Annotated in this window: 22 protein-coding genes; 21 read left to right on the top strand and 1 reads right to left on the bottom strand. The window is 64.3% G+C overall.

What is annotated here, in order from left to right; all coding sequences use genetic code 11:
* Position 1 precedes the first annotated feature (1 nt).
* The 6 genes from hfq to P9M14_12760 all read left to right on the top strand — a co-directional run bounded on the left by hfq (position 2) and on the right by P9M14_12760 (position 4,632).
* A complete protein-coding gene (gene hfq / locus P9M14_12785) occupies positions 2–253 on the top strand; it encodes an RNA chaperone Hfq (GenBank protein ID MDP8256619.1) in 252 nt (83 codons plus the stop codon).
* Positions 254–284: 31 nt separating this feature from the next.
* Entirely contained in the window at positions 285–1,583 is a 1,299-nt protein-coding gene (gene hflX / locus P9M14_12780) for a GTPase HflX (protein MDP8256618.1), read from the top strand.
* 14 nt (positions 1,584–1,597) lie between these two features.
* On the top strand, positions 1,598–2,683 hold the full coding sequence (locus tag P9M14_12775; GenBank protein MDP8256617.1) for a hypothetical protein: 1,086 nt from the start codon (positions 1,598–1,600) through the stop codon (positions 2,681–2,683).
* Positions 2,671–3,267: a DUF799 family lipoprotein gene (locus tag P9M14_12770; protein ID MDP8256616.1), complete on the top strand. Its 597-nt coding sequence runs from the start codon at positions 2,671–2,673 to the stop codon at positions 3,265–3,267. The genes P9M14_12775 and P9M14_12770 overlap by 13 nt, the downstream gene beginning before the upstream one ends.
* 77 nt (positions 3,268–3,344) lie before the next feature.
* A complete protein-coding gene (locus P9M14_12765) occupies positions 3,345–4,286 on the top strand; it encodes a CsgG/HfaB family protein (GenBank protein MDP8256615.1) in 942 nt (313 codons plus the stop codon).
* Positions 4,287–4,299: 13 nt separating this feature from the next.
* Positions 4,300–4,632: a PEGA domain-containing protein gene (locus tag P9M14_12760; protein MDP8256614.1), complete on the top strand. Its 333-nt coding sequence runs from the start codon at positions 4,300–4,302 to the stop codon at positions 4,630–4,632.
* 74 nt (positions 4,633–4,706) lie between these two features.
* On the opposite strand, the gene P9M14_12755 is transcribed toward P9M14_12760, so the two are convergent.
* Positions 4,707–7,037: a C25 family cysteine peptidase gene (locus tag P9M14_12755; protein MDP8256613.1), complete on the bottom strand. Its 2,331-nt coding sequence runs from the start codon at positions 7,035–7,037 to the stop codon at positions 4,707–4,709.
* Positions 7,038–7,186: 149 nt separating this feature from the next.
* Between P9M14_12755 and P9M14_12750 the strand changes: the two genes are divergently transcribed.
* From P9M14_12750 to P9M14_12680, 15 genes are read left to right on the top strand one after another with little or no spacing between them, the layout of a single operon-like run.
* Complete coding sequence (locus tag P9M14_12750) at positions 7,187–7,501, top strand: zf-TFIIB domain-containing protein (protein ID MDP8256612.1); 315 nt, start codon at positions 7,187–7,189, stop codon at positions 7,499–7,501.
* A 1-nt stretch (position 7,502) separates the two neighbouring features.
* Entirely contained in the window at positions 7,503–8,576 is a 1,074-nt protein-coding gene (lpxK, locus tag P9M14_12745) for a tetraacyldisaccharide 4'-kinase (GenBank protein MDP8256611.1), read from the top strand.
* A 1-nt stretch (position 8,577) separates the two neighbouring features.
* The gene (locus P9M14_12740) at positions 8,578–9,648 is read left to right on the top strand and encodes an HAD-IIIA family hydrolase (GenBank protein MDP8256610.1); all 1,071 of its coding nucleotides are present in this window, start codon (positions 8,578–8,580) and stop codon (positions 9,646–9,648) included.
* Positions 9,645–10,586 (top strand): NAD-dependent epimerase/dehydratase family protein, encoded by a 942-nt coding sequence (locus tag P9M14_12735; GenBank protein ID MDP8256609.1) that lies wholly within the window; start codon positions 9,645–9,647, stop codon positions 10,584–10,586. The genes P9M14_12740 and P9M14_12735 overlap by 4 nt, the downstream gene beginning before the upstream one ends.
* A gap of 1 nt (position 10,587) precedes the next feature.
* Positions 10,588–10,788, top strand: coding sequence for a hypothetical protein (locus P9M14_12730; protein MDP8256608.1), 201 nt, complete (start codon positions 10,588–10,590; stop codon positions 10,786–10,788).
* Between the two features lie 4 nt (positions 10,789–10,792).
* Positions 10,793–11,626: a 3-deoxy-8-phosphooctulonate synthase gene (gene kdsA, locus P9M14_12725; protein ID MDP8256607.1), complete on the top strand. Its 834-nt coding sequence runs from the start codon at positions 10,793–10,795 to the stop codon at positions 11,624–11,626.
* A 19-nt stretch (positions 11,627–11,645) separates the two neighbouring features.
* Positions 11,646–12,293 (top strand): fructose-6-phosphate aldolase, encoded by a 648-nt coding sequence (fsa, locus tag P9M14_12720; protein MDP8256606.1) that lies wholly within the window; start codon positions 11,646–11,648, stop codon positions 12,291–12,293.
* A gap of 13 nt (positions 12,294–12,306) precedes the next feature.
* Entirely contained in the window at positions 12,307–13,056 is a 750-nt protein-coding gene (locus tag P9M14_12715) for a glycosyltransferase family 2 protein (protein ID MDP8256605.1), read from the top strand.
* On the top strand, positions 13,046–14,092 hold the full coding sequence (waaF, locus tag P9M14_12710; protein ID MDP8256604.1) for a lipopolysaccharide heptosyltransferase II: 1,047 nt from the start codon (positions 13,046–13,048) through the stop codon (positions 14,090–14,092). The genes P9M14_12715 and waaF overlap by 11 nt, the downstream gene beginning before the upstream one ends.
* Positions 14,092–15,183 carry a glycosyltransferase gene (locus P9M14_12705; GenBank protein ID MDP8256603.1) on the top strand — a complete coding sequence of 364 codons (1,092 nt, stop codon included), beginning with the start codon at positions 14,092–14,094 and terminating at the stop codon, positions 15,181–15,183. Before waaF ends, P9M14_12705 begins: the two co-directional genes overlap by 1 nt.
* Positions 15,183–16,217 carry a glycosyltransferase family 9 protein gene (locus tag P9M14_12700; GenBank protein ID MDP8256602.1) on the top strand — a complete coding sequence of 345 codons (1,035 nt, stop codon included), beginning with the start codon at positions 15,183–15,185 and terminating at the stop codon, positions 16,215–16,217. The genes P9M14_12705 and P9M14_12700 overlap by 1 nt, the downstream gene beginning before the upstream one ends.
* Complete coding sequence (locus P9M14_12695; protein MDP8256601.1) at positions 16,214–18,631, top strand: glycosyltransferase; 2,418 nt, start codon at positions 16,214–16,216, stop codon at positions 18,629–18,631. The genes P9M14_12700 and P9M14_12695 overlap by 4 nt, the downstream gene beginning before the upstream one ends.
* A gap of 1 nt (position 18,632) precedes the next feature.
* Entirely contained in the window at positions 18,633–19,637 is a 1,005-nt protein-coding gene (rfaE1, locus tag P9M14_12690) for a D-glycero-beta-D-manno-heptose-7-phosphate kinase (GenBank protein ID MDP8256600.1), read from the top strand.
* Positions 19,634–20,161, top strand: coding sequence for a DUF4416 family protein (locus P9M14_12685; GenBank protein MDP8256599.1), 528 nt, complete (start codon positions 19,634–19,636; stop codon positions 20,159–20,161). Before rfaE1 ends, P9M14_12685 begins: the two co-directional genes overlap by 4 nt.
* Positions 20,158–21,042, top strand: a complete 885-nt coding sequence (locus P9M14_12680; GenBank protein ID MDP8256598.1) for a YicC/YloC family endoribonuclease — start codon at positions 20,158–20,160, stop codon at positions 21,040–21,042. Before P9M14_12685 ends, P9M14_12680 begins: the two co-directional genes overlap by 4 nt.
* The last annotated feature ends 4 nt before the right edge of the window (positions 21,043–21,046 follow it).

The following is a 21,046-nucleotide window of genomic DNA, read 5'->3' as shown; positions in this document are numbered from 1 at the left end:
GATGAAAGTTAAAATCAACGTGCAGGATCAGTTCCTCAACCAGGTTCGCAAGGAACATACGCCGGTGGTCCTCGAGACCATCACCGGCAAAGAGTTGAAGGGGACGATCAGGAGTTTCGATAATTTCTCCATCGTGCTCGAGGACGAGGGCCTGTATCTGATCTATAAACACGCCATCGCACACATCCAACTGGGCCAGGGCGCCAAGCTCAGCAACTTCGGCCCTGACCAACAACGGGACAGCAGGGACTGATCAGAACCCCCGTTCCAGGCTGCATTCAATCATGATTGAACAGGCGTCCGCCCAGCAGGCGGTCTGCGTCGGCGTTTCCCCGGCCGGATACGATCCCGAGGCGGCCAGGCGCGACCTCGAGGAGCTCGGAGGCCTGCTGCAAGCGGCGGGCGGCCAGGTGCTCGAAGCGGTCGATATCCGTTTGCGCAGGCCGATCTCGGCCACGCTGTTGGGCAAGGGGCAGATCGAACGCCTGGCCGAGGTGGTGCAGCGGACCGAAGCCGCGCTGGTGGTGATCAACGCCGAGCTTAGCGGCACCCAGACCCGCAACCTGGAGCGGATGCTCGAGGCGCGGGTGATCGACCGCAGCGGACTGATTCTCGACATCTTCGCCCTGCGCGCCAGCACCCTGGAGGGCAAACTCCAGGTCGAGCTGGCGCAGCACGCCTACCGTTTGCCGCGACTGGTGGGGCGCGGAGCGCAGCTCAGCCGGCTGGGCGGCGGCATCGGCACCCGCGGCCCGGGCGAGACCGTGCTCGAAACCGATCGGCGTTTGATCCGTCGGCGGATGGCGCTGATCAAGCGCAGGCTGGAGCACGTGCGGCGCACGCGCGAGACCCAGCGCCAGGGCCGCCGTCGGCGCGATGTGCCGGTGGTGGCCGTGGTGGGCTACACCAACGCGGGCAAGTCCACGCTGATCAACCGCTGGTGCGCCTCGGATCTGGCCTGCGCGGACATGCTGTTCGCCACTCTCGATCCGGCCTTGCGCCAGGCAATGCTGCCGGGCAAAACGCCGGTGATGCTCTCGGATACGGTGGGCTTTATCCGCGACCTGCCGCACCAGCTGATCGAGGCGTTCCAGGCGACCCTCGAGCAGGTGCGCGAGGCCGACCTGCTGCTGCATGTGATCGACGCCGCCGACCCGGCGCGCGCGGATCAGGCCTTGGCCGTGGAGCGGGTGCTCGAGCAGCTCGAGGCGGCGCAAAAGCCGCGAATGACCGTGTTCAACAAGCTCGACCGCCTCGACGATCGGGCGCGGGTCGAGCTGTTGCGCGAGATCCGCGGGATGGAATACAGAATCGGCGTCAGCTCTGTCAGCGGCGAGAACTGGGAGCGGCTCGAGCTCGAACTGGCCCGCGCCCTGGGCAACCCGATCCTGCGTGCGCTGCTCGATATCGACCAGAGCAGCGGCGGGCTGATCGAGCAATTGCAGGTCCGGGCGGAGGTCGAGCAGGTCGAGCAGCTCGCGGAGGGCATGCGAGCCACGGTGCTGATCGGCTATACTCAGCTCGAGAAACTGCGCAGCGAGTACACGGAAGGGCTATGCGTCGTCTCCACACAAGCGCTCTGATTGCGGCGGCATTATTGCTGATCCTGGTCCAGCCCGCGTTGGCCGAGCGTTTCCAGGGCAGTGCGACCCAGACGATCACGGCGGGCAACACTGCAGCGGCCCAGGAGCGCTCCACGCTGCTGGCCAAGATCGACGCGCTGATGGGCGCAGTCGAGTCAGTATTGCCCCAGGAGATGTTCGAGGCCAAAAAGGCGCACATTCGACGCTTTGTCAGCGCGGACCCCGATCATTGGATCGCGATGTTCGAGGTGCTCGACGAGGGAGTACAGGGCGAGGGCTACGCGGTGCGGGTGGTCTGCGAGGTAAAGATGGTCGCCCTACGAGTGGCCCTGGACGAGGAGCTGGCAGGCAAATCGGCCCGGCCGACCGCTGCCCAGGATCTGTCCAAGCCCGGGCCGTTGCTGCTGCTGATGGTCCAACGCTCGACGGGTGGGATGCCACAGTTGTGGGAGCTGCAAGGGCCGATGGAGAACGATTTCGCGGGGCGCGGATACGCGGTGCTCGACCGCGAGATTCAGGGGCGGGCGTTGCAGTCCTCGGCCCTGGACCAGGCCCTGCGCGGCGAACTGGGCACCTTCTGTTCGGTGGCGCGCGCCCTGGGCGCCAGCTACCTGTTGCTGGGCCTGGGCTCGGGGAACATTGCCGACTCCGAGGGTGTCTCCTGTACTAAGGAGGTACAGGTGCGCTTTGTCCATGCTCCAACATGCCGAGTTATTTCAGCGATTTCCGTCGAGACCGGCGGGATCGAGGGGAGCTGCGCCCAGCGTATGGAGCTGGTGGGCCGCGCACTGGTCGAGCGCGTGGTCAACGATCAGCAAAAGGCCGCGGCACAGGGCGGAGGTTCGGTGCTGATCGAGGTGTTGGGCATTCGGCACCACGACGATTACGTGGATCTGGCCCAGGCGTTGAGCGAGGTGCCGGGGGTCGAGTCGGTGAGCCTGGCCCACGCGGTCACCGGCCGCCGGATGGGCGTGGCCCTTGAGGGCGACCTGAGCGCGAGCATGCTCGGCGCGGCTCTGGACAAAGCGGTGATGCCGCATTTTCGCATCAGTCTCCAGGGCGTCCAGGGCGAGCGGGTCGTGATCAAATGCGTGTATTAAATTACGGCCGCGCGGCCGTTTTACTGCTGATTATGCTCTGCGCCTTGGCCTTGATCGCGTGCAGCAGTGCGCAGAAGCATTACACGTCCCCGGACTTCGACCCCTTTCGCATGCTCAGCGTGGCCGTGCTGCCGCCGTTCAACGCCACGGCCGATATGGACGCGCCCGAGGCGTTCCGGCCGATCGTCGAGCAGGAGCTGCGCGACCGCGGCTACAACGTGCTCTCCTCGGGCACGGTGGACCAGCTGATGCAGGACGAAGGCATGTACGTGGCCGAGGATCTGCACTTGCTGGACATGCAGGACCTCTACGAGATCTTCGGCACCGACGCGGTGTTGTTCACCACCGTGACGGTTTGGAAGAAGACGTTTTTAGTGCAATACGCCTCGATTACCGTGGGCGCACGTTTCGAGTTGGTCGAAGTGCCCTCGGGCGAGGTTATATGGTGGTGGGACGACCGGGTGGTCGACCTGCGCGTGGGAGTCGATCGGGAGACCACGGCCCAGACCTGGATTTTTGCGCTGTCGCCCTACGAGCCCTACGTGCGGCAGGTCAGCCAGCGAGCGTTCTCCACTTTGCCCTGACCGCAGTTTTTGGGGTATGAAGGTAGCGGCCCGATGATTTTCGTCAACGGCCGCGAGTTGTAACACAGGAGGAAATAATGGGAGCCAAGATAAAGCTCAGCCTGGCCCTGGTAGCGATGCTGATGCTCGTGATCGGCGGCTGCACCAGCAAGGCGCCCACGGTCTCGGGCGGCTACGACCAAGGGACCACGATTCCCGACGCGGCCGTGGTCAACAAGGGACCCAAGAAGCGCATCGCTGTGATCGAATTCAACAACAAGACGCCCAATCGACGGATGAACCTCGGCGATGTGGCGGCTGAGATTTTAACAACCGAGCTGTTCAAGTCCGGCAACTTCATCATGATCGAGCGCGGCGACCTGGATAAGGTGCTTGACGAGAACCGGCGTTCGCGCGAGGCCGACATCGACCCGGCCACCGCGGCCCAGACCGGCCGCGTGCTGGGAGTCAACGCGGTGGTGATCGGCAACATCACCAACTACTCCACCAAGGTCGAGGGGATCGAGAGCTTCGGCTACAAGAAGAAGATCCAGACCGCCGAGGTCACGGTGGACATCAAGGTGATCGACGTCAACACCGGCCAGATCATCTACGCCGACTCGGGAACCGGGCGCTTCCAGATCGAGGTATCGGAGTTTCTCGGCCAGGGCCAGCGCGCCAGTTACGACGAGGGCTTGGCCACCGACGCGTTGCGCGCGGCCATCGTGCAGTTCACCGGCAACGTGGTGCGCCAGCTCAATTACATCGAGTGGTCGGGCAAGATCGCCCAGGTGCAGGGCGGCCGAGTTTACATCAACGCCGGCCAGCGCACCGGACTCAAGCGCGGCGACCAGCTGGTCGTACGCGGCAAGGGGCAGTCGATCACCGATCCGGACACCGGGCTGGTGCTCGGTACGGCCCCCGGAGCGCAAGTCGGCGAGCTGGAGGTCAGCGAATTCTTCGGCGACGACGCCGCGATCTGCCGGATCGTGTCGGGCAGCGGCTTTGGCCGCGGCGACATGGTCTGGATCAAGCAGTAGAAAGGAGCGCGCAATGAAGCGATACGCGATTGTGGCGATGTCCGCCCTGGCGCTGATGCTGCTCGGGGCCTGCGCGCCGGCGCACATCAACACCGAACAGGTGGGCAACGAGGGGCTGATCGCCATCAGCTGCGATCCCTCCAGCGCCGAGGTCTTTGTCGACGGCCAGTACGTGGGCCGGGCCAAGGACTTCGACGGCGACCGCGAGCACCTGATGCTCGCCGGCGGCGTACACATCATCGAGCTGCGCAAGGCGGGGTACCAGACTTTTAAAAAGGAGATCTACTCCCAGCGCTACGTCCAAACGATAACCGTCACGCTTTCACCGTTGCCACCGGGCCAATAGCGGGATTAATACGCACAAAGAAAAGGGCCGAGGCGCAGTGCCTTGGCCCTTGTTTTATCCAGGTTGTCCGGCGATCAGCCGCCGCAGGACGAATCGTCGTCGTCGTCATCCTCGGGCGGCTGCCCCTGTCCGGTGGTCGTGGCGCTGACCGGTCCGTACCAGACCGAGCCCACGTCCGTGAGAACCTCGAGCTTGTAGAAGTAGGTCAGACCGCCGTTCAGCGGCTGGTCCTCGTAGTAATAGGGCGATCCGCCGGGGGCGATGCCCTCGGCGATCAAGGCGTACTCGCCGTCCTCGAGATCGGAGCGGTACAGCGCGTAGCTCTGTACGCCGGTCTCCACGCTGGACTGCCAGTCCAGGCCCACCGCGTAATCAAAGCCGCTGGCCGTGAACGAGTCGACGCGCACGCCGGAGTCCACCACCGGCACGTCGAGCACCGCGGGCAGGGTGTTGTGCTTGGTCGCGGCGATGGTCATTACGGTGTTGCCCCCGATCGGCGGGTCGATGACAAAGCTCACCGCGCCGCTCTCGTCGGTCAGGGCCGAGGCGTGCAGCAGTCCGGCGATATAGAGCGTGACGCGCACCGCGGGGGTCTCGGGCACGCTGATCTCGACGCTGCTCAAGGGGAGCAGCAACGGATTGTCCACGTCCATCGTGAGTTGCAGCGGGACCTCGGAGCGAACTTCGAGGGTGGCGTCACCCATGATGTTGTACATCTCAAAGTAACGCAGCACGTCGCTGGTCGGCCCGTATTCCGTAAGCAGCGCCATCTTGCCAAAATCCATCATGCCGTAGGTCGAGCTCAGCGATTCGTTGAAGTAGCCGTCGAACACCGCGCGTTCCATCAGGTCGTCCTCGTCCCAGTAGCTGGAGACCGAGCTACCCATGAAGACCGCGGCGCCAGCTCCGGCGCGAACCCAGGTCTCGGCGAACGACTCGTTGACCTCGTATTTGCCCGTGAGGCAGGCGTAGGACTGAACAAAGGGATAGACCGCGTTGCTCAGGGCGCGCACCTGGCTCTGGTTGTACGGTGGGCCGTCGGCCCAACTGGTCTCGCTGCCGTGGCCGGAGTAGGTGACGAAGCTCGATCCGGCGTTGATCGAGGCGGTGATGTCCGATGGTCCGGCGTTGTAGGTGTGATCGTAGACCCGGTCGCTGACCCAGACGCGCGGATCGAGGAAAGTGCTGATCACGTGGTTGTGGGTCCCCTCGGTGATGTCGTAATTATCGTTCCCCGCCATGAAGGTCGCGTGGGTGATCCAGGCGTCGCCGATGGTCCACAGCCCGCGCTCGTGGGACATCAGTTTGTTCACCGCGTTGCCCAGTTGCGAGGCGTCGCGCACCGGCAGGCGGCCGACATCGAGGTCCGGGTAGTAGTCCGAGCCGTCGACCGCAGCGAAGTACAGGTCGGTGGCCGGGCTGCCCGAGCCGCTGCCGTTGAAGTAGCCGATCGAATCGGTGTCGCCTACCAGCAGCACGCTGGTCAGCGGCACGGGGTAGGTGGTGTAGACGTTCTGAATCGCCGCGCGCACCGAGTTGGCGTCGCTGCCCGTGACGTCGGTGGTCAGCAGTAGCACGTCGTAACCCAGCAGTCGCTTCCAGACCAGGTAGGCGTCCAGGGACGGATCAACGCTCAGGGCGGGCGGCGCGATTACCATCATCGTGCGCTCGAGCTGCTTGGAGCCCTTGACCGCTTCGGGAGGATTGATCAGCAGCATCCGCGCGGCCTCGAGTTCGCGCTCGTCGCTGAAGCGCTCCAGCGCCAGCTCCGTAGCCCGCAGGTCGGCATCGGGAACCGAGATCGAGAGCGTGATGCTCTGCAGCAAGTCGATGCTGTTGGTGGTCGGATTGAGATCGACCGGGTAGACCTCGATCAGCGCGATGCGCAGGCCGCGCCACACGCCGACCTCGGCGATTTGCGCCAGTTCGTCCAGCAGCATGCGGTCCGAGGCGTAGATCTCGCGATCAACGGTCAGCTCGCGCGCGGCCAGCGCTCCGGGCAGCTTGGGCACGGGCGGCTGCTGAGGCTGCACCGGCAGGCTGCCGCCCCATTGGTCGGCGCTGTACGTGGCGCCCGATGCGTCGAGCACCTCCAGCAGCGGCTCGCCGCCGAACGGGATGCGTACAAAGCGGCGCAGCACCGGCACACGCGGCGCACCGACCACACCCAGCACGCCGGTGGAGTCGATCTCGATCGAGGTGAAGTTCGATCCCAGCAGTTGGGTCGGCTCGATTTCGAGTCCGCCGAAACGCACGGCGAGTTCGACCGTGGTCGCGTCCTGATAGATCGGCTCGACCGTGGTCGAAGTGCGGTTCAGCAGATTCGAGTCCGCGGCCAGGGCCGGGACCGCGATCAGCAACACCAAGCACAGTGAGAGCAATAAACGTGACATGCCTTTGGTCATCGGTGGTTCCTCCAAAAAATCTGTCCTAGTTTGGTCCAAGCGGCAGTGATGTTCAAGCCTAGTGATCTCCTCGGGCTGACGTTGATTTTTTACGCGTCGCCTGCCATATAAGTGGGCGTCATTATGTAAATGTTATTGGCGGAGGCAAAATGGATCCCAAGATCGGCAAGAAGAACGAGGACGAGTACTTCGCACGCCAGGAGTACGAGCGTCAGCGGAAACTGGCGCAGCAGCGCGAGGCGCAGCTCGAGCAGGACCAGCGCGATCAGCTCAAACAGACCCACTGGATGCGCTGCCCCAAGGACGGAATGGAGCTGGTCGAAATCGAGTTCATGGGAGTCAAGGTCGACAAGTGCACGCACTGCGGCGGGATCTTTCTCGACGCGGGCGAGCTCGATCAACTTTTCGCGGTCAACAGCAAGCAATCGGGCGTGATCATCAAGGTTCTCCAAGTCTTCCGCTGAGATGAATCAGGAGCCGACACCGGCATTGCCGCCCGTGTGGCTCAAGCCCGGCCCCCTGGTGCCGATCGCCCGGGTCGCGGCCGCTTGCTACGGCGCGGCAATCGGTCTGCGCAACGCAGCCTACGATCACGGCCTGTTGCCCACCCATCGCGTGCAGGCGCGTACGGTCTGCGTGGGCAATATCAGCGTGGGCGGAGCGGGCAAGACCCCCACGGTAATCGCGCTGGCCCGGCGGTTGCACTCCGATGGCGCCAAGGTAGGGATCGTCAGCCGGGGTTACGGGGGCAGCGGATCGAGGCGCGGCGCACTGGTCTGCGCGGGGAACGGTCCGCTGGTCGATGCGCAGGTCGCGGGCGACGAGCCGCGGCTGATTGCCCAGAGCGTACCCGAGGTGCCGCTGTACGTGGCAGCCGACCGCTGCCTGGCTGCGGAACACCTGGTGCGGCATTTCGGCTGCGAGATCGTGCTGATGGACGACGGGTTCTCCCATCGTCGGTTGCAGCGCGACCTGGACCTGCTGTTGATCGACGCGGTCAACGGTTTTGGCAACAGTCGGCTGCTGCCCGCCGGTCCGCTACGTGAACCGCTGACGCAGCTTAAGCGCGCCAAGGCGATCGTGCTCTCCAAGGGCCCGGCCGATGACGATCTGCTGCAGTGGGTGCATCGGCTGGCCGGGCAAACGCCGGTGTTCCAAAGCCGACTATCAACGGTCGGCCTGCGGCGGCTCGAAGACGGTAGTCCGGTCGATCTAGATGAAATCAGAGGACAAAAGGTGCTTTCGTTTTGCGGTTTGGCCGATTCCGGAGGGTTTGACAACACTGTGCAGGGGCTTGGCGTACAGGTGATCGCGCGGCGCGACTTCGGCGACCACCATCGCTATTTGGTCCGTGATTACGAAGAGTTGGCCGCGCTTGCGACGCCTGATGGATTGACCTATACTCTGACGACCGCCAAGGACGCGGTGCGGCTTTCTTCACAGGGTTTGCGGCAAAAAGGGATACCAATGACCCTGGTTGTGGACGTACAAATGGAATTCGACGACCTCGAGGGCTTGATCGCCTTGATCAAGGGCTAAGATGAGCAGGCCGGCCGCATTTCTCGACCGCGACGGGACCATCAACGTTGATAAGGGCTATCTGTGTGATGTCGAGCAGTTGGAGCTGATCCCGGGATCGGCCGAGGCCATTGTGCGCCTCAACGAGGCTGGCTGGTTGGTGATCGTGGTCAGCAACCAATCGGGAATCGCGCGTGGGCTGATCGAGCCTGAACAGCTCGAACAGGTCAACCGTCGGCTGGCCCAGATGCTGGCCGAGCAGGGAGCCCGCATTGACCGCTTTTATCATTGCCCGCATCTGCCCGATGGCAAGGTCGAGCAATACGCAATGGAGTGCGGCTGTCGCAAGCCCGCAACCGGCATGATCGATCAGGCCTGCCTTGATTTCCAGATCGACCTCGAGGCGAGCCTGATGTTCGGCGACAAGCTCTCGGACGTGGGGCTGGGCCGAGGCTGTGCCGTGAGTGCCGTGCTGCTGCTCAGCGGCATGGGAATCGCCAATCTCGAACACCTGCGCGAGCACGGTGGGCCGCTGCCCCAGCGCGTGGCCGGGGATCTGGCCCAGGGCGTGGACTGGGCGCTTTCAACCGACCGTATACGGCGCTCGCCGCGCAAAGCGCAATCCAAGATCGTCGACCTGCCGGGCGCGGCCGCTGCGATCGAGCAGTTGCAACGGTCCGGCCGCAGGGCAGCCGTGGCATTGGGCGCATTCGACCTGCTGCACATCGGGCAGCTGCGCTATTTGCAAATGGCTGCCGCGCTGTGTGACGAGCTGTATGTTGGCTTATACTCGGACGAGCTGGCCAAGGAGCGGCTGGATTCCTGGCGGCCGCTGGAGCCGCTTGAGGTGCGCAAGGAGCTGGTGGCGCACTTGCAGTGCGTGGACCGGGTGTTCGTTGTCGATCGGCCTGGTCCGACGGATGCGCTGTTGGCGCTGAAGCCGGATATACTTGCGATCAGGCCCGGCAACGACGATGAATTTCGCGAGTCGGCCCGGCAGTGCGGTGCGGCCGTGGAGGTCTGCGGCACAAGGGTCGATCCGCTGACCAGCGAGGTCATCAGGAGCATCAAGATGAGGATGAATCGACAGTGAAGGCGCTGGTAACCGGAGTGGCGGGATTCGTCGGGTCGCACCTGGCCCAACGACTGCTCAACGAGGGCATGGACGTGGTTGGTGTGGACTGCTTCACCGACTACTACGACCCGCGGATTAAGCACGACAACTTAAGCTCGGTCCTAGGCCACGCGCGCTTCGAGTTTCTCGAGCTCGACCTGGCGCGCGAAGAGCTCGGTACGGCCCTGGACGGCGTGGAGCTGATCTTTCACCAGGCGGCTCAGGCCGGGGTGCGCGCCAGTTGGGGCAAGCAGTTCGCGGTCTACACCCACCACAACCTGCTGGGCACGCAGATGCTGCTCGAGCAGTGCAAGGGCCGCGAGCTTAGGCGGCTGGTGTTCGCCTCGTCCAGCTCGGTTTACGGCGACGCCGAGGCGCTGCCCACAAGCGAGGATGCGCGGCCCGCACCGATGTCGCCCTACGGCGTGACCAAGCTCGCCTCCGAGCACCTTTGTCTACTCTATCAGCGCAACTACGGCGTGCCCGCCGTGGCCCTGCGCTACTTCACGGTCTTCGGGCCGCGTCAGCGGCCGGACATGGCGTTCCATCGGCTACTGCGTTCCGCGCTGCTGCAGGATGAATTCGAGCTTTACGGCGACGGGATGCAGACTCGCGATTTCACCTATATCTCGGACATCGTCGAGGGGAATCTCCTCGCCGCGCTCAATGGAACCGACGGGGCGGTGTATAATCTCGGTGGCGGAAACCGAACCGACATGAACTCGGTTATCGAGCTGATCCAGCAGATCGCCGGCAGTATGCCGGTGGTTCAGCGTCGGCAGACTGCCAAGGGTGACGTGCGGCATACGGCCGCCGACATCTCGCGGGCAGCGGCCGATCTGGGTTTCGCTCCGCATGTCGATCTCAGGGAGGGGCTTGGCAATGAGTGGGAATGGATCAAACACATCTACGGCTGAGATGGCCGCACAGCGGATTCCGGCGGACCTCAAACCCGATATCCGGCAGATCCTGGTCTGCCCCAAATGTCACGGCGAGCTGGTTGATCACTTCGAGCCCGAGGGATTTATCTGCGAGGCGTGCAGCAAGATCTACCTGGTGCAGGAGGGCATCGCCAACTTCCTGATCGACGAAGCCCAACCCTGGCCGCCCGAGAAATAGCATGATGAAGAACGTAACAATCGGCGACGTCCCCATCGGCCGCGGACATCCGCTGGCCCTGATCTGCGGGCCGTGCGTGCTCGAGGACATCGACGTGGCCCTGCGCGTGGCCGAGCACGTAAGCAAGCTGTGTCGAAAGCTGGGCGTGGGCTACGTGTTCAAGGCCAGTTACGAGAAAGACAACCGCGGTTCGGCCACCGGCTACCTGGGCCCGGGGCTGCACGACGGACTGGAACAGCTGGCGCAGATCAAAGCGCAGATCGGCGTGCCCGTGCTTTCCGACATCCACCGCATCGAGGACATCGCGGCCGCGGCCGAGGTGCTCGATGTGCTGCAGATCCCGGCCTACCTCTGCCAGCAGACAAGCCTGATGCTCGCGGCAGGCGCCGCGGGGAAGCCGGTCAACGTCAAGAAGGGGCAGTTCCTCGCGCCGGAGAACATGTCCTCGGCCGTGGGCAAGCTGCGCCATGCGGGGTGCGATCAGGTGCTGCTCACCGAGCGCGGCTCGTGCTTCGGCTACAACCGGCTGGTGTCGGATTTGCGCTGCATCCCGATCATGCAGGACCTGGGATGCCCGGTGGTCTACGACTCGACGCACATCGTGCGCATCTACGGCATTCCCAGCGCGGACCCGCGCGGAGGCGAGCCGCAGTTCGTGCCGCACCTGACGCGCGCGGCCGTGGCGGCGGGCACCAACGCACTGTTTCTTGAGGCTCATCCCGAGCCGTCCAGCGCGCGTTGCGACGCGGCGAGCATGATCGATCTGGGGACGTTGGACCGGCTGCTGGAACAGAGTGCGCAGCTGGCGCAATTGGTTCGACAAATGGAAGTTGATTAGACCGGGAGGTCATCAGGAAATGTTGATATTCATCGATAGCGCAAACGTAGACGAGATCACACGCGCGGCGTCGCTGGGGCTGTGCGACGGCGTGACCACCAACCCGACCCTGATTATGAAGCAGGGCGCGGATCACCACACGCGGATCAGCGAGATCTGCGCGGTTTTTAGCGGCCCGGTGCTGGCCGAGCCGGTAAGCAGCGAGGCCGACGCCATCGTGGCCGAGGGGCGCGAGCTACACGCCATTGCCGACAATGTAGTTGTAAAAATTCCGATCGGCATGCCCGGGGTCGAGGCGATCCATCGTCTGAGCTCCGAGGGGATCGACTGCGCGGCCACCCTGATCTTCAGCGCCTCCCAGGCCCTGATCGCATCCAAGGCTGGCGCGCGTTTCATCTGCCCGTTCGTGGGCAGGCTCGACGACGTGTCCACCGACGGCATGGAGATGATCCGTCAATCAGCCGCGCTCTACGACGCTTACGAGCTGCCTACGCAGATCATCGTCGCCTCGGTACGCCACCCGCTGCACCTGATCGAAAGCGGCCTGGCCGGAGCTGACGGAATCACGTTGCCCTTCAGCGTGCTCGCCAAACTGCTTTCGCATCCGCTGACCGACCTGGGAATCGAGCAGTTCCGCAAGGACGCGCAAAAGGTCGGCGGAGCCTGATTCGCAGCCCGCGATGCAGCCGATCTCGGCCGTAATCATCACCAGGGACGAGGCGAACAACATCGTCGATGCTCTGCGTAGCGTGGAGTTCTGCGATGAATTGCTGGTGGTCGACTCGGGCAGCGTTGACGACACCGTGAGCCTGGCGCAGCAGGCCGGAGCCCGGGTGCTGCACAACCAGTGGCCCGGCCACGTGGCGCAGAAGAACTTTGCCATCGACAACGCCGCGCACGACTGGATCCTCTCGATCGACGCGGACGAGCGGATCAGCGACGAGCTGGCCACCTCGATCAAGGCGGCGATGGCGGCAGAGCCCGCTGTGTCCGGGTTCGAGGTCAGCCGCCGGGCGTTTTACCTCGGCCGCTGGATCGACCACTGCGGCTGGTACCCGGACCGACGGGTGCGGCTGTTCGACCGCCGCAACGCGCGCTGGGAGGGGATCGATCCCCACGACTTCATTCGGGTCCAGGGCCCGCAGCGTAGGCTTGAGGGCGACCTGCTGCACTACACCTACCGCGACATCTCGCATCACCTGGCCGTGATCGACCGCTACACCACCATCGGCGCCGACCGACTGGCCAAACTGGGGCGCAGGGCGACGATCAACGACATCGTCGGGCGACCGATCTGGACTTTTTTTAAGAAGTACGTACTCAAGCTCGGTGTGCTCGACGGCTTACCAGGCCTGCTGGTCTGCGCGCTGAGCTCGTACTACGTGTTCCTCAAATACGCCAAACTCTGGGAGCGCGGACGTGGAACCTGAGTCCGTGCTGGTGGTGCAGACCGCGTATTTGGGCGACGTGGCCCTGACCACGCCGCTGCTCGACGCCCTGCGTTCGGCCTGGCCCGCGACCACGATCGACGTGCTGGTGCGGCCGGAGTTCGTGCCGTTGCTGGCGGCACATCCGTCGGGAGCGCGTGCGGTGCCCCTGGACAAGCGTGGTAAGGACCGCGGCCCGATCGGCTCGCTGCTTTCCGCAGCGCGTTTGGGACGCGCGAACTACGATTTGGCGCTATCTCCCCATCGCTCTTTGCGCAGCGCGCTGACTCTGCGGCTGGCGGGCATCCCGCAACGCGTGGGGTTCGACGACGCGGTGGGCGCTCGGCTCTATACGCAGACGGTCGGGCGCGACCCGGCGTTGCACGAGGTTGAACGCGTACTCTCGCTGCTGCCTGCGGTGGGCATCGCGGTTCCCCGGAAACCGCGGCTGAGCCTGGGGATCGAACAGAATGCGCAGCAATCCGTTGAGCGACTGCTGGCCGATTGCGCCATCGATTCGGACGCGGCGCTGGTCGGGGTCAGCCCTTCCAGCGTCTGGGCCACTAAGCGCTGGCCGCCTGATCGATTCGCCGCGCTGATAAATCGGATTGTGGATCAGACCGGGATGCGGGTGCTGCTGATCGGCGGAGCGGACGACTCCGCGCTTTGCAACGACGTGCTGGCGATGTGCAACGCGGGCGTAACCAATCTGGCCGGGCGCACGACGATCGCCGAGCTTACGGCGCTGATCTCGCGACTGGCGCTCTACGTGACCAACGATTCGGGACCGATGCACCTGGCCGTGGCCTGCAACGTGCCGCTGCTTGCGCTGTTCGGCTCGACCGTTCCCGAGCAAGGCTACGCGCCGTACACCGCGAACTGCGAGATCGTGCAGCGCGAGGGGCTGGCATGCCGACCGTGCGGACCCCACGGACACCAGCGCTGTCCGGAAAAACATTTCAACTGCATGAACGAGCTGGGCGTGGACCAGGCGATGGCAGCGCTGCTGATGCTCGCGCGACGCAACGGGGTGATCTGATGCCCAAGAAGATCCCTAGCCTGCACATCGACCTCGAGCGCACTTGGCGCGGCGGACAACGCCAGGTGCTGTTCCTGGTGCGCGAGCTGCGCGCCGTAGGGCACCAGGCTTTTTTAGTCTCGCGACCGGGTACGCCGATCGCCGAGCGCTTCGAGGAGCTGCGCATGCCGGTGAGCACCATGCGCGTGTTCGGCGAGCTCGATTTATTGGCTGCCAGACGCATCGCCAAGATCGCCCGCGAACAGGGGATACGCATTCTCCACGCCCATTCCAGCCACGCGCACACCCTGGCGCTGCTCGCCGCGCGCGACGTTCCCGGCGGGCGGGTCGTGGTCCACCGCCGCGTCGATTTCAAGCCAGGAGAGGACGCGCTCAACCGCTGGAAGTACAGAGCGGTGGACGGCTACGTTGCGATCAGCAAGGCGGTGCGCGACGTGCTGATCCAAAGCGGCATTGACGCGGGAAAGATTCTGGTCGTGCACTCGGCCGTGGAATACCGACCGCCGGCGGACGACGCGCGGGAGCGGGTGCGCGCCGAGCTGGGGCTCGAATCCACAGACAAGCTGCTGCTCAACGTCGGTGCGCTGGTCGATCACAAGGGACACCAGTTTTTAATCGAGGCGATGCCTACGGTGTTGGCGCGCTTTGCCGACCTGACCTGCGCAGTGGCCGGCGACGGGGAACTGCGCAAGGAGCTCGAGCAGCAGATCAACGGGCTCGGCCTCGGCGATCGGGTGAAGCTGCTGGGGTTCCGCGACGATGTGCCCGACCTGCTGGCCGCCGCGGACCTCTACGTCTCGACAAGCCACCTTGAGGGGCTAAACACCTCACTGCTCGACGCATCCCTGGCCGGGCTGCCGGTTGTGGCGACCCGCGCCGGAGGGCAGGTCGAGGCCGTGTCCGACGGGTCCAGCGGACTGTTGGCCCAAAATCGCGACCCCGCAGACATCGCCGACAAGATAGTCACGATCCTCTCCGATGAAAAGCTCGCCGCGCGGTTGGCAGGGGGAGGGCGCGAGTTTGCGGCCGAGTTCTCTCCGCAATCCATGGCGCGTCAGGTGGCGCAGTTCTATTGGAGCCTGGTGGACTGATGCGGATTTTGATCGTCAAACTCGGCGCGGTGGGCGATTGCGTGCACACGCTCTACGCGCTGCACGCTCTGCGCCGCAGCTTTCCCACAGCGCACATCGGCTGGGTGGTCGAAGGCAAGAGCGCCAAGGTTGTGGTGGGACATCCGGACCTGGATCAGGTCCACGTGTTCAACCGCGTGGGATTTATGAGCGACCTGCGCGCACTGGGTCTGCGCAAGGCCTACGGCAAACTGCTGAGCACCGTCGGCCCGCTACGCGAACAGCCCTACGACATTGCCATCGACTTTCAGACGCTGCTCAAGTCCGGGATCTTCAGTCTGGCCTCTAATGCGCCGTTGCGCATCGGCTTTGACAAGTGGCGCGAGGGCAGCCGGCTGTTCAACAACGTGTTGGTCACGCCGCAGCCCGACGATCTCCACGCGGTGCAGAAGTACATGGCGCTTGTTCAGGCTGCGGGCGCACAGCGCTGCCTGGAGCCGCCGGGGCTTTATGTTCCAGAGGTTGAAAAGCTGGAGGTCGATCGTTTCTTTGCCGAGCAACGGCTGGATTCTGGTCGCGTGGTGGCGATAAATCCGGCGGCGAGCTGGCCGACCAAACGCTGGGATCCCGAGCGCTACGGCGCGGTGGCCCGCGAGCTGGCGCAACGCGGCTATACTCCGCTGGTGATCTGGGGGCCAGGAGAAGAGGAGCTGGCGCAAATCGTGGCCAAAGGATCGAAGGCTGGGGCGCTGATCGCGCCGCCAACCGCGCTGCAGGCCCTGGCGCACTTGCTGTCGCGTTGCGCGCTCTATTTGGGCAGCGATTCGGGACCGATGCATATCGCGGCGGTGATGGGCACGCCGGTGGTCGCGCTGTTCGGCCCCAGCGATCCGCAACGGGTCGGGCCGCTGGTCGAGCCATCGCGTGTATTGACCCACGAGGTCGATTGCGGACCGTGCTGGAAGCACGAGTGTCCGGACCCGCGGTGCATCAATCGCATCAGCGTGGAGCAGGTGGTCGCCGCCACGCTGGAGATTTTGGATAGTCGCCCTTGAAGCTGCTGGTCTGCCTGAGCCAACACCACTGGACCGGCGCGGCCGAGCCCACGTTGACCACTGCCGCGATGCTCGCCGCACAGGGCGACGAGGTCTGGGTGGCGTTCGACCGCTCGCGCCCCGGAACCCTCGAAACTAAAATATCGGAGCTGGGTCTCAAGGCAACTCCCGAGCTGTCGCTTTCGCGCAAGCCGCTACGGCCGTTGCGCATGCTCGCCGACGCGCGCAGCCTGGCGCGCTTTGTGCGCAACCAGGGGATTGACGTGGTTTGGTGCCAACTAAGCCACGACCACTGGATCGCCGCACTGGCGAGGCGTCTGAGCCGCACGCGCTTCCGCATTGTGCGCACGTTGCACACTTCGGCCCAATCGCGTCGCAGGCCGGTCCACGCGCGACTCTTCGAATCGACTGACGGAATTTTCAGCGTGGGTACGCCCCAACGCCAAGAGCTGTTGAAGAGCTATCCGGGGCTTGATCCGGCGCGGATCAAGCTGCTGGGCGGCGGTGTCGATTGCCAACGTTTCGCGCCCAGCGTGGAGCCGCTGTTGATCGACGGGCTGCCCGCGGGCGCGCCGGCCGTGGGCATTGTCTCGCGGATCAAGGCCGGACGCGGACACCAGATGTTGCTCGAGGCGTTCGACTCGCTCGGCGGACGCTTCCCGGACGCGCGGCTGCTGATCGTGGGCCGCGGCGAGGGCCGGGAGGAGTTGGAGCAGACGGCGCGCGGATTGGGCTGCGCGGACCGCGTGCTGTTCCTCGGGTTCGTGGACCAAGATCTGCCGGCGCTCTTGCGGCGGCTGGACGTGCTGGTGCTGCTCGGCGAGGGGAGCGACGGCACCTGTCGTGCGGTACTTGAGGCTGCGGCCGGCGGCGTTCCCACAATTGCAACTCGGGTCGGAGCAGTGCCGGACCAGGTGGAGAATGGCCGGAGCGGCTGGCTGATCGATTGCGGCGACCGGACACAGCTCGAGGGAGCGCTGAGCGAGGCGCTGGACAATCTAGAACAGACGCGCGAGCGCGGCGCTCAAGCACGTAAGCTGGTACTCGATAAATTTACCATCGAGGCCCGGCGCGACCGCGCACGAAGCGGCCTTGAGGAAGTTTGCGCGCTGCCGATTTTGGAGCACGGAACAGCCTGCGCCATGAGCGATCTGGGCCTGATCGGCGTGCTGATGTACTTCGTGTTCGCCGCGGTCTCAATCTCCCTGGCGCAGATCGGTCTGGGATTGGCCGTGGCGGCCTACGTGGTGCGCGCCGTGGCGCGCCGCGATCCGCGACCAGGCGGCATGCGCCTGCTGGCGCCGATTCTGGCGTTCATTCTGGCGGCGATTATCGCCACCTTGGCGGCCGTGGACCGCGAGCGTGCGATCAAAGGGCTGCTGGATAACTGGGTGCTGTTTACGCCGTTGATCGTCGCGACGTTTCTCAGCGTGTCGCACGTGCGCACAGCTTTGGGACTACTGTTCGTCGGTGCGGTGCCCATCGGCGTAATGGGAGTGATTCAGCACTGGGTCGGTTGGCTCAGTTATCCGGTCAAAGACAACCTCAAGGATCTTCCCGAGTTGGGCATCACGTATCACGCCATGGGGTTTTTTTCGCATCACCTGACCCTGGGCAACGTGTTGGCGATGGTGCTGGCCGTGGCCCTCGGGCTTTACTTCCAGCGCACACGGTCGGACTTTGAGCCGCTGAGCTTTCCGTTCAAGATCGCGTTGGGAAAAGTACGACGGCCCTGGGACAGCCACATCCGCCAGAAGCTGTGGCTGATGCTCGGCTCGTTGCCGATCCTGCTCGCGCTGTTCTTTACCTATGCGCGCAGTGCCTGGGTCGGCCTGTTCTGCGGCGCGCTGTTCCTGGGCTATCAACGCGGACGCCGGGCGCTGATGACGCTGCTGCTGGTCGGGGTCGGAGTTGGGCTGGTGCTCTCGCTGGCCAGCCCGTCGCTGCAGCGTCGGGTGATGAGCATGGGGCGTACCGGGGTCAACCTCGAGCGCATCCTGACTTGGGAGAGCACGGTGCGAATGATCCAGGACCATCCGCTGACCGGAGTTGGGCCGCGCAATTATCGCACCTCGATACCGCCCTATCGCGAGGATTACAACATCAGTTTCACCAGCTCGGCCCACGCGCACAACATCTATTTGCAGGTCCCGGCCGAGTACGGGCTGCTGGGGCTGGCCGCGTTCGTCTGGCTGATGGTCGCGATATTCAGACTGGGGCTGGGTCGGGTATCTGGTAGACTGCCCCCGCGGCCCGACGCGGCACTGCACTTGGGAGCCACGGCCGCGCTGGTGTCGTTCATGGCCGCCGGGATGTTCCAACACGTATTCGGCGACGAGGAGGTAATGATGCTGTTCGCAGCATTGGCCGGAACCCTCGTGGCCAGGGGATCGCAGGACAATGGCGACGGGTGATATGGCCGAAAGCAGGAAGAGGCTGCTCGAGATCGTTAAACGGTTTTCCGGGGTGCGCATTGCCGTGATCGGCGATGTGATGCTCGACCAGTTCGTCTGGGGAGAGGTGGATCGGATTAGCCCCGAGGCGCCGGTGCCGGTTGTGCACGTCAACGAGGAGAGCTACATGCTCGGCGGCGCGGCCAACGTGGCGAACAACCTGCGGTCATTGGGTGGCCACGTCGAACTGATGGGGCTGGTGGGATCGGACGCCGCGGCGGAACAGATCTGCGGCAGGCTCGATCAACGCGGCATCGGCCATCGCGGCCTGGTGGTCGAGGATGGCCGCACGACCACGGTTAAAACGCGGATCATTGCCCACTCCCAGCAGGTCGTACGCATGGACCGCGAACAGGTCGGCCCCATCGAACGCAGCTCGGTGCGTTCGATCCTCGGGTCGCTCGAGGCTTTTCGCGACGATGGCGGGCTCGATGCGGTGATCGTCTCGGATTACGGCAAGGGCGTGGTCGGCCGTTCGCTGATTCAGGGAATGCGCAAGCTGATCAGTGGCGCGACGACCGTTGCCGTGGACCCCAAGGTGCGCAAATTTAGCCTCTACCGCGGATTGGGAATCATTACACCGAACCATCACGAGGCGGGTCAGGCCCTGGGCAGCAAGCTGCGCAGCGACGCCGAGGTCGAGGTCGGCGGAGAGCGGATCCTCAAGCGCTTTGAGCTCGAGGCGGTGTTGATCACCCGCGGCGAACAGGGAATGAGTCTGTTCCAGCGCGATAAGCGGCCGGTGCACATTCCGACCGTGGCCCGCGATGTGTTCGACGTCACCGGCGCGGGCGACACGGTGATCTCGGTGTTGACCATGGCGCGCGGCGCCGGCGCCTGCTACTCCGACGCGGCCTTGATCGCCAACTACGCCGCCGGAATAGTGGTCGCAGAGGTCGGTACGGCCACGGTCAGCGCCCAACAGCTCGTCCGCGAGCTGCGGCGCTCGCGGATCAGCGCGCCTTGAGCACTCTGAGCGAACCTCATCTGTCGCGCCTGATCTGCGAGCTGCTCGTGGGCCGCGATGCTGATCAGCAGGGGGCGATCGATAGCCTGATCGCAAGCTTCGGTCCAATCGAGCTGCTGACACAGAGCGAGGAGTTCGATTATTCGGACTACTATTACAAAGAGATGGGGAGCCCGATCTTCAGACGGCTGGCGGTCTTCAGCGACTTGGTAAGCCCGCGGCGGCTGGTCGAGATCAAGCTCAAGACGAACGAGCTGGAGGACCTGTTCGCTGAACAGGGCCGACGCGGCGTCAACATCGATCCGGAGTTGCTCAGCGAGGGGAGCTTGATTTTGGCGACGGGCAAGCCCGCAGCGCAACGGATCTACCTGGACCACGGGATATACGCCGAACTGAGGTTGGTATATCAAGACGGCAATTTCCAGCCGCTGGCCTGGACCCACCCGGACTACCGTGAACAGCAGTTACTGGGGCTGCTCTCCAGACTGCGCGAAAAATATCTGATCGATCGGAGAACGCGATGAGTGCCATTCGAAGCATGACCGGTTACGGCAGGGGCAAGGCCAAGCGCGGCCAGGCCCACGTGAATGTCGAGCTACGCAGCGTCAACGGCCGCTATCTCGATATCAATCTACGGCTGCCGACGGCCTTGGCACACCTCGAGCCGCGCTTGCGTGAGATCGTACGCGAGAAGGTGGCGCGCGGCCGGATTGAGTGCAACCTAAGTCTTGATCGCGGTTCAGCCCCGGCGCGCACGGCGAGCGTGGATCGGGCGCTGGCCAAACAGGTGGCCGACGCATTGCGCGAGTTGGCCGACGCGGCTGGGCTCGACGATCAGGTCAGCCTCGAGCTGGTGGCGCGCCAGCCCGGAGTGATCACGGTTTCCGAGCGGACCGAGGCCAGCGCGGCGGAGCAATCCGTGGCAGAGACCGCGATGCGTAAGGCGTTGCGCGATCACGATCTGAGTCGGCGCACCGAGGGCGCGGTGTTGGCCCAGGATCTGGCCGGCCGGGCAAAAGATATCATCAGCCTGATCGGTCAGATCGAGGCCGGGCTGCCGCAGGCCAGGCAGGAGCTGGGTAAAAAGCTCGAGGGACGGCTCAAATCGTTGGCCAGCCGGATGGAGCTCGACGAGAATCGCTTTCAGATGGAGGCCGCGTATCTGGCCTCCCGCGCCGACATCACCGAGGAGATGACGCGGCTGCGCAGCCACTTGGAACAAATTCGCAAGACGCTCAATCGCGGCGGAATCTGTGGCCGCAGCCTCGATTTTCTGATCCAGGAGTGCCTGCGCGAGATCAGCACGATGTCGGCCAAAACACAGTCGCTGGCGCTGACCAAGCTGGCGCTGGAGGTCAAGGGCGAGCTTGAGAAGATGAAGGAACAAGTCCAAAATATTGAGTAGTAAT

This window comes from Candidatus Alcyoniella australis, from assembly GCA_030765605.1.
Classification (GTDB): Bacteria; Lernaellota; Lernaellaia; order JAVCCG01; family Alcyoniellaceae; genus Alcyoniella; species Alcyoniella australis.
The sequence above is the reverse complement of the archived record's forward strand: the minus strand, read 5'-3'. Positions and strand labels throughout refer to the sequence as shown.

Excerpts from the sequence above, each read along its gene's own strand:
- hfq (MDP8256619.1), top strand. The coding sequence starts at position 2 with ATGAAAGTTAAAATCAACGTGCAGGATCAGTTCCTCAACCAGGTTCGC.
- P9M14_12730 (MDP8256608.1), top strand. The coding sequence starts at position 10,588 with ATGGCCGCACAGCGGATTCCGGCGGACCTCAAACCCGATATCCGGCAG.
- P9M14_12755 (MDP8256613.1), bottom strand. The coding sequence starts at position 7,037 with ATGACCAAAGGCATGTCACGTTTATTGCTCTCACTGTGCTTGGTGTTG.
- lpxK (MDP8256611.1), top strand. The coding sequence starts at position 7,503 with ATGAATCAGGAGCCGACACCGGCATTGCCGCCCGTGTGGCTCAAGCCC.
- P9M14_12750 (MDP8256612.1), top strand. The coding sequence starts at position 7,187 with ATGGATCCCAAGATCGGCAAGAAGAACGAGGACGAGTACTTCGCACGC.
- P9M14_12680 (MDP8256598.1), top strand. The coding sequence starts at position 20,158 with ATGAGTGCCATTCGAAGCATGACCGGTTACGGCAGGGGCAAGGCCAAG.
- rfaE1 (MDP8256600.1), top strand. The coding sequence starts at position 18,633 with ATGGCCGAAAGCAGGAAGAGGCTGCTCGAGATCGTTAAACGGTTTTCC.
- P9M14_12715 (MDP8256605.1), top strand. The coding sequence starts at position 12,307 with ATGCAGCCGATCTCGGCCGTAATCATCACCAGGGACGAGGCGAACAAC.
- P9M14_12700 (MDP8256602.1), top strand. The coding sequence starts at position 15,183 with ATGCGGATTTTGATCGTCAAACTCGGCGCGGTGGGCGATTGCGTGCAC.
- P9M14_12760 (MDP8256614.1), top strand. The coding sequence starts at position 4,300 with ATGAAGCGATACGCGATTGTGGCGATGTCCGCCCTGGCGCTGATGCTG.
- hflX (MDP8256618.1), top strand. The coding sequence starts at position 285 with ATGATTGAACAGGCGTCCGCCCAGCAGGCGGTCTGCGTCGGCGTTTCC.
- P9M14_12705 (MDP8256603.1), top strand. The coding sequence starts at position 14,092 with ATGCCCAAGAAGATCCCTAGCCTGCACATCGACCTCGAGCGCACTTGG.
- P9M14_12765 (MDP8256615.1), top strand. The coding sequence starts at position 3,345 with ATGGGAGCCAAGATAAAGCTCAGCCTGGCCCTGGTAGCGATGCTGATG.
- fsa (MDP8256606.1), top strand. The coding sequence starts at position 11,646 with ATGTTGATATTCATCGATAGCGCAAACGTAGACGAGATCACACGCGCG.
- kdsA (MDP8256607.1), top strand. The coding sequence starts at position 10,793 with ATGAAGAACGTAACAATCGGCGACGTCCCCATCGGCCGCGGACATCCG.
- P9M14_12770 (MDP8256616.1), top strand. The coding sequence starts at position 2,671 with ATGCGTGTATTAAATTACGGCCGCGCGGCCGTTTTACTGCTGATTATG.
- P9M14_12740 (MDP8256610.1), top strand. The coding sequence starts at position 8,578 with ATGAGCAGGCCGGCCGCATTTCTCGACCGCGACGGGACCATCAACGTT.